The sequence below is a fragment of the Reichenbachiella ulvae genome (assembly GCF_025833875.1).
GTDB lineage: Bacteria > Bacteroidota > Bacteroidia > Cytophagales > Cyclobacteriaceae > Reichenbachiella > Reichenbachiella ulvae.
On the sequence record NZ_JAOYOD010000001.1, the window covers coordinates 795,574 to 812,021 of the forward strand.

At 42.2% G+C, this 16,448-nt stretch carries 12 protein-coding genes; 4 read left to right on the plus strand and 8 right to left on the minus strand.

Annotation, left to right across the window (positions count from 1 at the left end; genetic code table 11):
* Nucleotides 1-64 precede the first annotated feature (64 nt).
* Nucleotides 65-340: a 30S ribosomal protein S15 gene (gene rpsO, locus N7U62_RS02900; protein ID WP_264136375.1), complete on the plus strand. Its 276-nt coding sequence runs from the start codon at nt 65-67 to the stop codon at nt 338-340.
* Between the two features lie 124 nt (nt 341-464).
* A complete protein-coding gene (locus N7U62_RS02905) occupies nt 465-2,609 on the plus strand; it encodes a polyribonucleotide nucleotidyltransferase (protein ID WP_264136376.1) in 2,145 nt (714 codons plus the stop codon).
* A 99-nt stretch (nt 2,610-2,708) separates the two neighbouring features.
* On the opposite strand, the gene N7U62_RS02910 is transcribed toward N7U62_RS02905, so the two are convergent.
* Complete coding sequence (locus N7U62_RS02910; protein WP_264136377.1) at nt 2,709-3,683, minus strand: polyprenyl synthetase family protein; 975 nt, start codon at nt 3,681-3,683, stop codon at nt 2,709-2,711.
* A 153-nt stretch (nt 3,684-3,836) separates the two neighbouring features.
* On the opposite strand from N7U62_RS02910, the gene N7U62_RS02915 reads away from it, so the two are divergent.
* On the plus strand, nt 3,837-4,568 hold the full coding sequence (locus N7U62_RS02915; RefSeq protein WP_264136378.1) for a DUF952 domain-containing protein: 732 nt from the start codon (nt 3,837-3,839) through the stop codon (nt 4,566-4,568).
* A 102-nt stretch (nt 4,569-4,670) separates the two neighbouring features.
* Here the strand turns inward: N7U62_RS02915 and N7U62_RS02920 are convergent, their stop codons facing one another.
* The 6 genes from N7U62_RS02920 to N7U62_RS02945 form a co-directional block, all read right to left on the minus strand.
* The gene (locus N7U62_RS02920; protein WP_264136379.1) at nt 4,671-5,879 is read right to left on the minus strand and encodes an MFS transporter; all 1,209 of its coding nucleotides are present in this window, start codon (nt 5,877-5,879) and stop codon (nt 4,671-4,673) included.
* 90 nt (nt 5,880-5,969) lie between these two features.
* On the minus strand, nt 5,970-7,283 hold the full coding sequence (locus N7U62_RS02925; protein WP_264136380.1) for a TolC family protein: 1,314 nt from the start codon (nt 7,281-7,283) through the stop codon (nt 5,970-5,972).
* On the minus strand, nt 7,276-10,428 hold the full coding sequence (locus tag N7U62_RS02930; RefSeq protein ID WP_264136381.1) for an efflux RND transporter permease subunit: 3,153 nt from the start codon (nt 10,426-10,428) through the stop codon (nt 7,276-7,278). The genes N7U62_RS02925 and N7U62_RS02930 overlap by 8 nt, the downstream gene beginning before the upstream one ends.
* Nucleotides 10,429-10,433: 5 nt before the next feature.
* Nucleotides 10,434-11,552, minus strand: coding sequence for an efflux RND transporter periplasmic adaptor subunit (locus N7U62_RS02935; RefSeq protein ID WP_264136382.1), 1,119 nt, complete (start codon nt 11,550-11,552; stop codon nt 10,434-10,436).
* Nucleotides 11,553-11,560: 8 nt separating this feature from the next.
* On the minus strand, nt 11,561-12,025 hold the full coding sequence (locus N7U62_RS02940) for a MarR family winged helix-turn-helix transcriptional regulator (protein ID WP_264136383.1): 465 nt from the start codon (nt 12,023-12,025) through the stop codon (nt 11,561-11,563).
* 193 nt (nt 12,026-12,218) lie between these two features.
* Nucleotides 12,219-13,541, minus strand: a complete 1,323-nt coding sequence (locus N7U62_RS02945) for a D-alanyl-D-alanine carboxypeptidase (RefSeq protein WP_264136384.1) — start codon at nt 13,539-13,541, stop codon at nt 12,219-12,221.
* A gap of 86 nt (nt 13,542-13,627) precedes the next feature.
* On the opposite strand from N7U62_RS02945, the gene N7U62_RS02950 reads away from it, so the two are divergent.
* Complete coding sequence (locus N7U62_RS02950; RefSeq protein ID WP_264136385.1) at nt 13,628-14,602, plus strand: zinc dependent phospholipase C family protein; 975 nt, start codon at nt 13,628-13,630, stop codon at nt 14,600-14,602.
* Between the two features lie 141 nt (nt 14,603-14,743).
* On the opposite strand, the gene ettA is transcribed toward N7U62_RS02950, so the two are convergent.
* Nucleotides 14,744-16,423, minus strand: coding sequence for an energy-dependent translational throttle protein EttA (gene ettA / locus N7U62_RS02955; protein WP_264136386.1), 1,680 nt, complete (start codon nt 16,421-16,423; stop codon nt 14,744-14,746).
* Between the last annotated feature and the right edge of the window lie 25 nt (nt 16,424-16,448).

Sequence of the window (16,448 nt, forward strand, 5' to 3'; positions counted from 1 at the left end):
ATTAATAGGGATTTATCTAGCTTTGCAGCTTTAATAAAATAATTAAGTAAACTTTTTACTAGTCATGTATTTAGAAACAGAAAAGAAACAAGAGTTGTTTGCAAATCATGGTCGGTTGAAGTCGAAAACGGATTCAGGTTCTGCGGAATCACAAATCGCGCTTTTCACTTACCGAATCACGCATTTGACCGAGCACTTGAAGACGCACAAAAAAGATCACTCTACTAGAAAGGGTCTTTTGAGATTGGTAGGTAAGAGAAGAAAATTGCTCGACTACCTAATGAAAAACGATATCGAACGCTACAGAGCAACTATTGCTGATCTGGGCATTAGAAAATAAGATTATGCGCAAAAAGGGAATTCATGATATGGATTCCCTTTCTTGTTACTTTCTCACTCCTTTTTATTGAAATTTTGACATCACTCACACTCAATTCAATTAGTCAAAATTTAAAGCATTTTTTATGTCATTAAACGTAGTAACTAAGTCCGTCAAATTAAGTGACGGCAGAGAGATTACTATAGAAACCGGTAAATTGGCCAAGCAGGCTGATGGTTCTGTAGTATTGAAAATGGGCAACACCATGTTGCTCGCAACAGTAGTATCCTCTAAGGATGCGAAAGACGATGTGGACTTCCTTCCTTTGTCTGTAGACTATCAGGAGAAGTTTGCTTCGGCTGGTAAAATACCAGGTGGCTTTTTGAAGAGAGAGGGTAGATTGTCAGATCAGGAAGTATTGATCTGTAGATTGGTGGATAGAGCACTGAGACCTTTGTTTCCAGATGACTACCATGCAGATACGCAGGTTTTCATTCAGTTGATTTCATTGGGAGATGGGGATTTACCAGATGCATTGGCTGCATTGGCTGCTTCGGCTGCTATTTCAGTTTCTGACATTCCTTTCAACGGGCCTATTTCTGAAGTAAGAGTTGCTTACAAGGAGGGTGAATACCTAATCAATCCTACTAAAGCTGCTTTAGAAGGGGCTGAATTGGATATGATCATTGCAGGATCTGCTACTGACATCATGATGGTGGAAGGTGAAATGCATGAGGTATCAGAAGATATTATGATCGGTGCGATCAAAGCGGCCCATGATGCCATCAAAGAGCAATGTGCGCTGCAAGTAGAATTGGCAGAGGCTGTTGGTTCGTTGGTAAAGAGAGAGTACAATCACGAGACTCATGATGAGGAATTGGCTGCAGATATCAAAGCCAAGACTTATGACAAAATCTACGCAGTAGCCAAAGAAGGTATCGCTGATAAAGCATTAAGAAAAGAGAAGCTTACTGCGATAAAAGATGAATACATAGAGTCTCTTCCAGAATTGCCAGAAGGTGAGGAATACAGCGATTTCTTGATCAACAAGTATTTCCACAAAACGGAAAAAGAAGCAATTAGAAACTGCGTACTTGACACAAGAGTAAGATTGGATGGTCGTCAGTTAGACGAAATCAGACCTATCTGGAGTGAGGTAGATTACCTTCCTTCTGCTCACGGTTCAGCTGTGTTTACAAGAGGGGAGACTCAGTCTTTGACTTCTGTGACATTGGGTACTAAGATGGACGAGCAAATGATCGATGGTGCTGTTCATTCTGGTTATAACAAATTCATCCTTCACTACAATTTCCCAGGCTTCTCTACAGGAGAGGTAAGACCAAACAGAGGTCCTGGACGTAGAGAAGTAGGTCATGGTAACCTGGCTTGGAGAGCGTTGAAGCCTATGCTTCCTCCAGACGATGAGAATCCATACACGATCCGTGTAGTTTCTGATATTTTGGAATCAAATGGTTCGTCTTCGATGGCGACTGTATGTGCGGGTGCTTTGGCATTGATGGATGCAGGTGTACCATTGAAAAGACCAGTATCAGGTATCGCTATGGGGATGATTTCTGATTCTGAAACTGGAAAGTATGCGATTCTTTCAGATATTTTGGGAGATGAAGATCACCTGGGTGACATGGACTTCAAAGTAACAGGTACTGACGAAGGTATCACTGCTTGTCAAATGGATATCAAAGTTGATGGTTTGTCATACGAAGTATTGACAGAAGCTTTGATGCAGGCGAAAGCAGGTAGAGAGCATATCCTGGGTAAAATCAAGGAAACACTTTCTGAGCCAAGAGCTGATTTGAAATCTCATGCTCCAAGATCTAAGGTAGTAAGAATACCTAAAGAGTTGATTGGTGCTGTAATCGGACCAGGTGGTAAGATCATTCAGGAGATCCAAAAAGAATCTGGAGCTACTATCTCGGTAGATGAGGATGACAAAAACGGTATCGTTAGCATTTTTGCTACTGATGGCAAGGCCATGGAGGATGCTTACAGAAGAATCAACAACATCACGGCTATGCCAGAAGAAGGTGAGATCTATGTAGGTAAGGTGAAATCGATTCAGCCATTTGGAGCTTTCATCGAGTTCATGCCTGGTAAAGATGGTTTGCTTCACATCTCAGAGATCAAGTGGGAACGCGTCGAGAAAATGGACGGTATCATGGAGATCGGTGAGGAAGTAAAAGTGAAATTGATCGAAATCGATAAGAAAACTGGTAAGTTCAGGTTGTCTAGAAAGGCGATCTTGCCAAAGCCAGAAAAGAAAAAGGACTAAGATCCTGAAATAAAATCAGAAAGCCATTTGCTGCAAAGCGAATGGCTTTTTTTGTGCCTGAATCTCAATGTCGGTTTTAGATCTTAAGTAGGTGATTACTTATTTAGTTCGCTCGATAGTGAACTGGACGAGCTGTTCCAGGGATTGCCTGGCCTCAGAATCGGGGAAGCTGTGTAGGATCTCGATGGCTTCCTTGTGGTAGCGGTTCATCACACCTTCGGCATATTCTAGTCCACCTTTTTCTATCACGAACTGTATCACCTCATTCACCTTCTTGGTGTTTTCGTTGTGCTTTTTGATCGTATGGATGATGTGGCGTTTTTCGGACCAGCTAGATTCATTCAGTGCATGGATAAGCGGTAGCGTCATCTTTTTCTCTCGGATGTCTATACCCAATGGTTTGCCTATTTCTTGCGTACCATAGTCAAATAGGTCGTCCTTGATCTGAAATGCCATTCCAACTTTTTCTCCAAATTCACCCAGCTTAGTGATGGTTTCTGCATCTGCACCAGTAGACGCAGCGCCTACCTTGCAGCATGCTGTGATCAAGCTGGCTGTCTTCTGTCTTATCACTTCGTAGTAGACCTCTTCAGTGATGTCAAGTCTTTTGGCCTTTTCCATCTGGAGGATTTCTCCCTCACTCATCTCCCTTATCGCCTCAGATACGATTTTCAATAGGTCGAAATCTCCATGATCGATTGAAAGTAACATGCCTCTAGATAGGAGGAAATCACCTACTAAAACGGCGATTTTGTTTTTCCATAAAGCATTGACCGAGAAAAAACCTCGGCGGTAGGTCGATTCATCTACCACATCGTCGTGTACTAGAGTGGCGGTATGAAGCAGCTCAATTAAAGAAGCGCCTCTGTAGGTGGAATCTTGAATTTGCCCAACGGTGGAGGCTGTGAGAAAGACGAACATCGGGCGCATTTGCTTGCCCTTGCGCTTGACGATGTAAGACATGATTTTGTCAAGTAGCATTACCTTGCTCTTCATCGATTGTCTGAATCGTTTCTCGAACTCAGCCATCTCATTTGAGACAGGTGCCTGTATGTCTTTAATCTTCAAGGTCATTATTTGGGCACAATATTAACACAATGTGTTTAATGAATTTGCCTGCATATTAATTATTTGGTTATTTGATTCGATTGATCAATATGTGCTAGTTTGTGAGATATTATTTGGAATTATATGCATTATCAAGAACCCATTCTGTTTCAGTGTTTTATGTCGAAAGAGGGCGATATAAAAAACCGTTTGATTCTATATCCAAGTAAAATACAAATTCTTCACAAAGGCAAATCGACAGTAATAGAATGGAGTCATGCGCAATCACTACAGATTCAAAGTAAAAAACTGATCATTGCTCTGGTGTTAGGAGGTATTGGAACTTCCTTTTCTATGTTGGCCTTACCTCTGGGTTGGTATAATTATAACCTGAATTTGTTCAGTATTTTTTTCTTTTTTGCAGTGATGTATTGGGGCTTTATTGGCCAGAAGGCTTTAGTAATTGAAGAATCTAAACATCAGCATGTGTTTTTGCTCTGGGAACTAAATCCGAAACTACGAGCAGCAATCAAGCGCTTTTATCAGCGCAAAAGGAACAAGTCTCGCCCATCTACTGAAATGATCTTTCACCTGGTAGATCGACAATTTTGGGAGTCGCAGACCTATGATGCCAATTATTCCCATCCTTCTTTGGAATCTGAAGGGTTTATTCATTGTTCTGTGGCAGGAGAGTTAGCGAAGTCCTATGAACTCTATTTTGAAGCCTCTGCTGAATTGGTTTTGTTGGCTATAGATCCTAAACATCTGGATAATAAAGTAGAGTGGGAGTATGTGGAGGCGAGAGAGGCGAGCTTCCCACATGTAATGGGGACAATCAATAAAACAGCCATTCATTCTGCTCTGATATTTCAGGGAGAGGAAAAGTTGAAGGGACTATTAGGAAATGAATAAGTTCTTCATGTTTTGCTATAGTTAGGAGATGTTTTAGTGGACCTAGTCTCCGCACGAAAACCACTTAATGGTAGGGGAATTTTTAGCCAAAAAGGAGTGTTTTTAAGAAGTGACCAGCGATTCTTTGCTTTTGCTTTCGGGGAAATATTTTTGAATCAATGCGGCCATGGCAAAGCAGGCTATAGAGGCAAATACAGCATTGCCAATGAAGCCAATCTGGGTGTAAACTATACCTGATAACCCTGAGCCAAGAGCCATACCAATTTGTCCAATCGATATAGTTAAACTCATCATACGGCCTCTTAGTTCATCATCTACTATATCAGTCGCTAGGGTCTGAAAAGGTACCCGACGAGCCACTACCAAAAGCATAATGATGAAGAATACTACTGGATAGAAATGGTAATATTGATTGAGTAAGAAAACGGTCAATGGGATAACTATGACCAATAGGAGATTAGTGAATACGATAATAGAGCCCCGTCCTTTTTTATCAGATAGTTTGCCCGAAAGGGGGCCTGCCAGTACTGTGGCAACTCCACCTATCAGAAAAAGTATAGCAATGCTGTAATTGTCAATACGAAATGAATCTTCTAGCCAAGTCGGGAAGTATACAACGAAAATCGAGATACTGAAAAAGGAAAGGATGTAGCCCAGTGCGATGGACTTGATGCCACGAATCTTTAAGATTTTGATGTAATCCTTGCTTGCTTCCCAGATCCCTATTTTGCATTGTCCACCGCTGATTTTGGGTTGGGGTACTTTGAACCAGATCACAAAAAATGCGATTACCATGGCCACTCCAAAAAACTGGAAGGGTGCGTAAAAACCAATCCAGCCAGAAAGAAGGGTGCCCATCGGGATGCCTACTATCTGTCCTGCGGCACTTCCTGTGGCCACTATGCCATTGGCCCAGCCTCTGCGAGCTACTATGAAGTAATCGCCTACATAAGCCACACAGCTGCCTGTGAGTACACCTCCTGCCAGTCCTGCAATGATACGCAAGATCAGTAGTGAGCTATAGTCATAGGCCAGAGGGTGAAGCAGCAAAGCAATAGACATCAGACCAGATCCAAACAGAAGGATTTTTCTCCTACCATATCGATCAGATATGGGACCGATCAAAAGTGCCATAATCGCCAAAGAAACGGCATATGCTGTAATGAGCGTACCTAACCATTTTTCCTGAATGTCCAATTGTTCGCCTATTTGGGATAGGATAGGGGACATAATGAAAAACTGACTACTGGATGAAAACATCAGTAGCCAAAGGGAGAACAATACGACTCTTTCTTCAAGCTTTTTTTGCATGACAGTTTTTGACCTGAATAGCTTAACGGAGAAAATTACCGTGGGTTCAAAGATTCGACGGACGGTAGTTTTCTCCGTATCAATAGTAGATTAGAAGTCTGCTTGCAGCAGCGTTCCGCTCAATTGAAGCAATGCCAATTCGGCATTCTTTGCACTGTATTTGGCCCGATTGTAATTCAGGTTAGCAGTCAACAGGTTCTGCTGTGCTTGCCTGAAAACAATAGAGGTAATCTGACCCAACTCATATTGCTCTTTGGACCGGTCAAAGTTGAGTTGGTTTGTTTGAAGGTTTTTGGCTTCTGCTTGCATCACGAATAATGCCGTTTGGTAAATCGTCCAGGCATTTTGTAGTTGGGTTTCCAATGTAAGCTCGGCTTGCTCTAGTGATATCCTTTGATTCTCATAAGCCAATCTACTGTTTTGCCGTTGTACGTTAGATCTACCGCCATCGAAGATGTTCCAAGTGAGTGAAGCACCAACATTGGTAGTCAGCGACTGATTTTCCGAAAGAACATTGCCCGGCGGAAAGATATTCTTATTGTATCCATAGGAAGCACTTATGCCAATTTTTGGGATGACAGATGAGCGAGCCACTTCTATCTCGTACTTCGCGCTTTGCAGACTTCCTTTTTCTTGAAGAACAGTTGCGTTGTTTTCGAAGGCTAACTGCTCCAACTCAGGGTAAGTCAGCTGGTCGAATGTCAAAGTGGTATCCACTTCAAACCCTACATTTACATCTCTCCCCATCAGTAAGTTCAGGTTGCGTTTTTGGTTTCGTAGTTGCTGAGTAATAGTCAGGTAGTCTATGCTATCGTTATTGTAATCTACTTCAGCATTGAGTACATCCAATTTGGTGTTCTGACCATAATCAAAGCCATATTCCGCTCTTTGCAATCGATCCCTGGAGATATCCAAAGATTCCTTTTGCGTTTCCTGATTTTCTGTCAGTCTTGCGATTTCATAATAGGAACCAAACAAATTGATCAATGTGTTTTCCATAACCAATCGGGTCGCGGTTTCGCTGAGCTGATAGGTGTTTTGCAGGATTTTGTAGTTATACATTCTGCCCATACCATCGAACAAGATGTAATCCATATTGATCGAGGCATTTTGACTAGAACTGCTTATGTTATTAATAGAAATACTTGAATCCCCTGAAAAAGTAAGGTCTGAATTGGATAAAGAATAATTCGCACCTGCATTTCCCGTAACATTGGGCAAATACCCACTATTCAATACACTCGCATTGTTCTCAGCTACTTCGAGATCATTATTGGATGCTCTGATATCAAAGTTGTTTTCCAATGCTATCGAAACCGCATCTGCTTTGCTCAGTATTTCCTGGGCAAAACCCTTTGAGAGTAGTCCCAGACTTAAAATCGTTAGGATTGCTATTTTATTCACTGTGTTGCCCATTTTCTACTTCTAATTCTTTCACTGCTCTTTCTACTTCTTCTTTTCCAGGCTTTTTGCCTTCCCATAGCCATAGCCAGTTGGTTTTGATCGAGTTGCCTACCGATAGCATCAAGGGTAGCATGACTAGTGTCAAAACTGTTGCCATCATGATACCGTAGGCGATCGAGATGGCCATCGGGATAAGGAATTGAGCCTGACGGCTCTTTTCGAATATCAAAGGTGCCAAGCCTGCCACTGTTGTTATGGAGGTAAGGAATATGGCACGGAAACGAGACTTTCCTGCTGCAATCAGAGCTGCATCGAATTGCATTCCCTCTTTGAGGTAGCCATTCATTTTTCCAATCAATACCAAACCATCATTAACTACAATCCCGATCAGTGCGATGATGCCCAGGAAGGATAGGATGTTGATGGAGAAATCATGTATCCAGTGTCCCCAGGCTACTCCAATCAAACTGAAAGGAATCATCAGCAATAGGTTCACAGGCTGGCTAATAGACCTAAATGTAAAGGCTATGATCACGAAGATGCAGAAGAAGATAATCGGAATGACTTTTCCTGCAGAGCTGGTCGTTTTGTTTGCTTCTCTATTCTGACCTTCAAAGACCGGAGTTACGCTTGGAAACTGTGCCTTCATCTCTGGTACCAAATCCTGACGTGCTTTGATCATGATGTCTGTGGCACTGGTTTTTGGATCTTTCAGGTCCGCGTCAACTCTGATTTCTCTTTTACCATTGAGGTGATTGATGGATACTTCACCACGTTTGATCTCATAGTTGACTATTTCGCGTAGAGGCACTCTTTCGCCTGTCTGGCTCACTATTCGCATGTCGTCCAGGTTTTTGATGGAAGATCGTTCTTCTTTGTCATAGCGTACCCAAACCTTGATTTCGTCTCTTCTTCTTTGGAATCTTTGTGCCTGAAAGCCAAAAAATCCATATCGAACCTGATTGATTACATCTCTAAGATTGAATCCTAGGGCATAAGCCTTGTCTTTCAAGGTGATCGTGATTTCTTTAATCCCCTGTGGGTCATTGTCCTGAATGTCTTTGAGGAGTGCATTGTCCTGTAGGTAGCCTCTCAGTAGATTTTTTGCTCCTTTCAGTTCCTCAATGTTGTCACCCAACAAGGAGATAGAAATAGGCATACCGCCGAAGTTTCCACCTGATCCATACACTACACTTTCGGCACTATGGATCGGACCTACCTTTTGTTGAATGGCCGTAGACATCTCGAAGGATGGAAATTCTCTTTCTTCACCCGGTAGCAGGTTGATGTATAGCGATGCAGTAGAAGATCCTGGGCCTATGCGACGAATCACTGTCTCCACAGCATCTTTTTCTTGTCTTTGATCAAAATCCTTAGCTACTTCCCAAGTGATATCCTCAATTACCGTAATGATCGAATCTGTGATGGATTCGTGGGTTCCTTGAGGCATTTTCAGACTGATAGAAATCCTGTCACTGGCAATAGAAGGGAAGAAAGTCGTACGTATGATACCGCCTCCAATAGAGCCTAGTGTAAGGAGCAAGAAAAAGACTGGTATGGCAAAACCTAAAAGCCTGTTCTTCAGGAAAAAGGTCAGGAATGGTATGTAGGTTTTGTCTCGGAACCAATTCATGGCCTGCTCTGCGTATCGGTTGAATACGTAAGTCTTTTGGTCTTTGGAAAGTGCCTTGGAGTGAGCTACGTGAGAAGGTAAAATAATCAATGCCTCTATCAATGAAACGCTGAGCGTTAGGATCACGATAACGGCCACTTCGCCAAAGAATTCTCCAATTCTACCTTCTAAGAAGAAGAAGGTAGAGAAAGCTACCAATGTGGTCAAAATTGCGGAGGTGATTGCAGGGATTACTTCCTTAGTTCCATCTACAGCCGCACGAATCGGCGACTTGCCTTTTTCGAAATGGTGATAAATGTTTTCTGCGATTACAATACCATCATCTACCAAAATACCGATCACAATGATCATCCCAAATAGGGATAGTACGTTGATGGTGACATTGGTCAATCCGACCAACATGAACATCCCCAAAAATGAAATCGGAAGTCCGAATGCCACCCAGAAAGCCAGTCTTGGTTTAAGAAAAATGGCCAGGAAGAAGAGTACGAGGGCCATTCCTACAATCCCGTTTTCCAATAGCAATTGAGATCTCTGAACGATGGTTATGGAAGAGTCTCTTGTGATATCGATATGCGCATTTTCATTCGATTCATTGAATGTTTCGATGTAGGCTTTGGTTTTGTCCGCTACATCAATCAAATCCTCAGAAATGGTGGCGTTTACTTGAATTCTGACCGCTTGTTGGCCATTGAGGTAAAGTCGGTCGGGATTTTCTGACCATCGATCTCGCACATCAGCAATGTCTCCTAATCTGATTTGATCGCCGCTTTCTGTTGCCTTTACGATGATGTTGTCCAGCTCATTGCCATGATAGGATCTGTTGCTCACACGAATCAGGTATTCTTCTGTAGGGGTCTTGATGGTACCGCCTGTTACCAGAATATTTGTATTTGAAACCGCTCTTGCGACCTCCTCAAAGGTAAGATCATAAGCCCTAAGCTTATCCTCACTTACCGCAATTTCAATTTCTTCTTCAGGATATCCACTGACTTCCACTTGAGATATGCCTTCTGTGTTTTTCAGGTCTGTTTCTACATCTCGGGCCATTTGTTTGAGTGAGGTCAAAGGGATATTCTCTCCACTCAACGTCATGGATATGGCTTCTGTAATGAAAATGCCTTTTGATACCACTGGTGGCTCCATACCCACTGGGAATGAAGGAATTCTATCGACTGCATTTTTGACATCCGCCAATACAGCATCTATGTCATAGCCTTTCAGTACTTCGATACGAATAGAAGCGCTGTTCTCTGAAGAGGTAGAGGTGAAACGGTCGATTCCCACTAAACCTCTGATGTTGTCTTCTATTTTTAACACGATCCCTTCTTCCATCTCTTGTGGAGAGGCACCAGGGTAGGTGACGTTGATAGTGATGTCCCTGCTTTCCACCAAGGGGAAGAATGAGGAGGTTAAGCCTGAAAAGCCAATGTATCCTAAAAATACAAAGCCAATCACAACTACCCATCCTGCGACAGGATACTTAATAAAATGATCTATGATTTTTTGCATGGCTTTTACTTTTCGCTGTACACTTTAACTTCCATCCCTTCATATGCTCCAGGTACTTGCTTGGCTATGATTTCCTCACCGTCTTTCAGTCCGGAAACCACTACAGTTGACTGTGTTTTATGCAAAATCTCGACAGGAGTCAGATAGAGCTTTCCATCTTTTACTCCATAGATCTTAGATCCTTCTACTAACAGTTTGCGATCAAACTCAAAAGCATTGTTTACGTTTTGTCCGTCGATATGAGCTTCCAGATAAAGCCCTTCCTTCAGGTTCTCACCTTTTACTTCGATGTAGATCTTTACAGTTTGTGTGGTTGCATCCACTTTTCCATTGACTCGTGTTACCTTTCCCTGCCAGCTTTTTTCTGGTGCGTTAGGATCGGTGATTCTTACTGCTTGTCCAGAGTTTAGGGCGTCTATCATAGAATGACTAATGGCGATTTCCATTTCATAGACTGAGGGGTCTATGAATTCACCTAATTTTTGGCCCGTACGAATCACAGTTCCTGGGTTAACAAGTGCGTCAGTCAAAATCCCATTGAATGGGGCTCTTATGACGTATTTGCTCTGAATAATTTCCAGATTTTTAGTGGTGTAATAAGTCGTGTAAATGTTTTTGCCTGTAATGAAATATTTCTCCTTAGCTGAAGAGGTTTCAGGTAGAGGGGCTACTCCTTTTTCTATATCAAAATCAGAGACATATTTATTCCATTTTTCATACGCGTCAGGGTAGTCGATTCTCAAGTCTGGTAATATACTGGTCACCAGGTTTTGTAATTGACTCTTTTGTGCTTGCAGTCGGGCATAGGCATCCCCACTGCTAATATGAACCAGTATATCGCCTTTTCTAAATCTAACACCTGTTTTGAAGTCTTTTCTAGTTGGCTTCATTACGCCTTGAACTTCAGCGTAGATATCTGCTTTGTTTTTGGCTACCAATCTACCACTTTCGATGATGTGGATGGGGATACTCTTGTTTTCAACCTTTTGAGTGAAAATGGTTGTAATGGTTTTCTCTGCGGCCTTACGCGGGTCTTTTTTCGAACCAGCGATAAATTTCATTCCGAAAAAACCACCAACAAAAAGTGCCAGTGCGGATCCTACTATGATAACTTTTCTTTTCATGTCCTAGATTATTCCTTGTCTTGTGTTTCTTGTACCATTAAGTTGTCCTTGATCTTGCCAAGAACCTTAATAGTTGTGTTCAATTCTTCCCTACTTATGTTTTTCTGTACCGACTCCACCACTTTCATGATAGCCGGTAGTGCATTGTTTATTTCTGTTTTACCCTTTGAGGTAATGAAAACGTGATTGATTCTTTTATCATTTTGGTCATGCTCTCTTCGAATCAGATTTTTTCTCTCCATAGTCGCTATCAGTCGAGTTAGAGAGGTTTTGTCCCTATCGGTGACAAATGCCAATTCATTCTGAGGGATACCATCTTTTCTACAAAGCACTTTTAGAATGATAAATTGAGCTTTTGTCAATTCCATTCCGTGAAGCATGAAGGTGTCTGAAATAAATAGGTCGATCGCTTTATTTGCTTTGCCTAGCCAGGGTAATATGGTATTGTCTAATTGATTGATTGCGCTCGTCATATTCTTGATTGGGTACGAAACTAGACTAAGATAGTTGTATGTACAATCATTTTTTTATTATAAGGGAGAAGGGGTAGGATGAACGGCGAAGAAATGGAGAGAAATCATGAAATGGCTTGCTTTCCAGGACATGCAAGAATGGGAATTGAAGAGTTGTTAGAAGAATATTGTCAAGTTAGCTGTATCAGCTTCCTTAATATTTTTCGTAAATCAACTTCAGAACTTTCTCCATTTCTTTCTTTACAGGATAGGAGCTGCTTTTATAATTATTGTTCATGAAAGTGAAGAGCAGATCCTTACCTGATTGGGTGCGGATGATGCCAGTCAAGTTGTGGTTACTACTAAGCGTTCCTGTTTTCGCAAAGACATATGGCGGTTGTCCGGGTTCTGGCTTGTACCAGTTGCGGATCGTACCTTCATACCCACCCTTTGGTAGTAATGATTTGAAATCATCCATTGGGATTACTTTTAATGTCTCTTTCAATAGTGAAATCATAAAACTGGGCGTGACCAGATTGTATCGGGACAAACCAGACCCGTCTTTCCATATCAACTGATCGCGATAGGGGTATAGTTCTTTAGATAAGACTCGATTTCTAAAGTAGGTTGAAGACATATCGATTCCCATTTCCTGCGTCGCTATATAGGCCAATTGTTCGGCAATAAAGTTGTCGCTGCGTTGGAGCATCAGGTAGTAGAGGTCTATGGCAGATACAGAGTACAAAAGCTGGGGAGCAGTAAATTCGAAATCTCTCGCCCAATATATTGGTTTAGCTAAGGTATCCTTTAAAAGAGCCAAATTGAGCTCATTAGACCACTTGAATGGTACTCTGTTTTTGTATGCAGATCTGGCAGTGTCTGGTGCGAAGTGAAATATGTTGTTGTCGAGATTTCGAGTATGGCGGTAGGTTTTGTCATAACTCTCATGCAACTGAACAAAATCATTGAAGAATTCTGGAACTACATTAAACTTGTTTTGCGCGGTATCATATACGAAATGGATCGCATTGCCGTAGATAGGGAAGCCAGACCTCTCCATCTGATAGTAATATTCATAATCTTCCCAGGTCCAGCCCGGTCCAAAAGGGTCGTCTTGAAAATCAGGACTCACATAGGCAAGATGTAGATCAGAATTGAGAAGAAAATCGTAGGCTCGCTGATTGTCAAAATCTGGGTGCAGGAAAGTAGGATCCCCTGTTCCTGCAAAATACAGAGTGTCATTCTTGATTTGATATTTTAGTCCTGGAATCGAGTCACCTAAAGAAACCAAACTAGCGAAAAAGGTAATGAGTTTTGCATTAGAGGCAGGCGTGAAATACTTGTCAGGGTTTACCTCTATTAAATTCTTATTTGTGGCGGGATCATGCAGAATGAAACCGGTGAAGTGACCATTTAGCGGAGCTTCTTTTTCTATTTGCTTGCTGACTTTTTTGCCATTCAAGCTGTATTTGAGAGTAATACATGAGCTCAATATTAGACTTAGAACGAGCAGTTGGAATATGCTTCTCAATTTCATGCCCAATGTTAGTGTTTCTTTAGAAAATCAAGAAAGAGAAATTGATTTTCCTTGAGAAATAGTAAATTGAAACAAACCAAACCGAAATGAAGAAGTTACTAACCAGCCTATTGTTCCTGTCTTTTTTGTTGATATCTCAAGCGCACTCTTTGAATTGGGGCTTCCATGCGCACCAAAAGATCAACCGGCTTGCAGTGTTTACGCTACCGCCACCTTTGATCGATTTTTATAAAAAGCACATCGATTTCATTACCGAAAATGCCGTTAATCCAGATAAAAGAAGGTATGCGGTCGATTATGAAGCCGCCAGGCATTACATCGATCTGGATGTGTATGGCGAGGATGCGCTGGACGTGGTACCGCATCGATGGGACAGTGCTGTGGCTGAGTATAGTGAGGATACTTTGCAGGCCTATGGAATCGTACCCTGGCATATCAATCTGATGAAATGGCAATTAACTAAAGCTTTTGAGGAACGGGATTTGGTAAAAATACTTCGGTATTCCTCTGACATAGGACACTACATCGCTGATTCTAATGTGCCACTGCATACGACCGAAAATTACAATGGGCAGTTGACCGGGCAGTATGGGATACATGGGTTTTGGGAGTCTCGCTTACCTGAGTTAATGGATGAGGATTACAATTTTTTCGTTGGGAGGGCTGAATATGTGAGGGATGTTCAGGAGTATGTATGGGAAGGAGTCGCTCAGGCTCATTTGGCTCTCGATTCTGTTTTGGGATTTGAAAAGGACTTGTCTATGCATTTTCCGGAAAGCAAAAAATATTCCTACGAGCAACGCGGGGCTCAGACAGTCAAAGTCTATTCCAAGAGATATGCAAAGGCCTACCATCAACGCCTCAACGGGATGGTGGAAAGACAGATGCGAGCAAGTATAAAGAGGATAGGAGATATTTGGTTGACTTGCTGGGTGGATGCGGGTCAGCCTGATATTGAGTCGCTTATCCGAATTGATTTGAATGAAAAGGAAATTCTAAAACTAGAACTAGATCGACAGGCCTGGAAGGAGAGGATAGTAGATAGCCGAGAGCATAATTAAGAAATAAAAAGAGGCTGTTTCAAAAGACTTTCATTGTCATGCTGAGCCAAGTCGAAACATTAATTTACCTTTCAAAGGTACATTTCGACAAGCTCAATGTGACAAGTTTTTTTCGAACCTTTTGAGACAGCCTCTAGTTACTTACTGAAGCTTTTTGTATTTGATTCGTTTGGGTTCCGTCTGTCCCAGTCTTTTGATTTTGGCTTCTTCATATTCAGAGAAGCTACCTTCGAAAAAGGCCACCTGACTGTCTCCCTCGAATGCCAGAGTATGAGTACATACACGATCCAAAAACCATCTATCGTGAGAGATGATTACAGCACATCCTGCAAAATTGTCCAAACCTTCTTCTAGCGCTCTTAGAGTGTTTACATCCAGGTCGTTCGTTGGCTCATCGAGCAGGAGTAAGTTCGCTCCTTGCTTAAGCGTCATAGCCAAATGTACCCTGTTTCTTTCCCCACCAGATAGGTTACCGACTTTCTTGCCCTGGTCGCCACCTCCAAAGTTAAATTTGCTAACATAAGCTCTGGAATTGATTTGTCTGCCACCCAGGTCGATCAATTCATTGCCATCTGATATGGTCTCCCAAACGGTCTTGTCTGGATCCAAATTATCATGCTCCTGATCTACATATGCGATTTTAACTGTTGGACCAATATCAAAAGTTCCCGTATCGGGCGTCTCTTTTCCTGTGATCATGTTGAAAAGGGTAGTTTTACCTGCACCGTTAGGGCCTACGATCCCCACGATTCCTCCTTGTGGTAGGGAGAAATTTAAGTTTTCATAAAGCAGCTTGTCACCAAATGATTTTGATACGTTTTCCGCCTCGATCACTTTAGATCCTAACCTTTCTCCAGCAGGGATGTAGAGCTCTAGTTTGGCTTCTCTCTCTGCCGCATCCTGACCTGCGAGTTTGTCATAAGCACTCAAGCGAGCCTTGGCTTTAGCCTGACGACCTTTTGGAGCCATTCGTACCCACTCAAGTTCTCGCTGAAGGGTTTTTTGTCTTTTAGACTCTGTCTTTTCTTCTTGCTCCAGACGTTTTTGCTTTTGCTCCAGCCACGAAGAGTAATTTCCTTTCCAGGGAATACCTTCTCCACGATCCAATTCTAGAATCCAGCCTGCTACATTGTCCAGGAAGTAACGGTCGTGAGTTACAGCTATGACAGTTCCTTTGTACTGATTCAAATGTTGCTCCAGCCAGTGGACAGACTCCGCATCGAGGTGGTTGGTAGGCTCATCCAGTAGCAATACATCTGGTTCTTGCAGCAAAAGTCTACAAAGAGCTACCCGGCGTTTCTCTCCCCCAGATAGGTTCTCAATTTTTGCGTCTGCTGGAGGTGTTCTTAGCGCGTCCATGGCTCTTTCCAATCGGCTGTCCAGCTCCCATGCATTGAGGTTATCCAGTTGCTCTTGTACTTTGGCTTGATCCGCCATCAGTTTGTCCATGGCATCTGGGTCGTCCAAAACGGCCGGATCTGCAAATTTCAAGTTGATTTCTTCAAATTGTGCCAATAGATCCATGGTTTCCTGAACTCCTTCTTGCACACATTCCAGGACACTTTTATTAGGATCCAGTTTAGGCTCTTGTTCTAGAAGACCAATGGTATAACCTTCAGAGAAGACCACTTCGCCTCTATATTCTTTGTCTACTCCCGCAATGATTCTAAGTAAGGAGGATTTACCAGAACCATTGAGGCCGAGGACCCCGATTTTGGCACCATAGAAAAAAGATAGGTAGATGTTTTTTAATACTTGTTTTTGGGGAGGGTAGATTTTACTGACTCCCGCCATTGAAAAAATTACTTTTTCGTCACTCATTGCGTCAGTTTTTTCGACAAATATG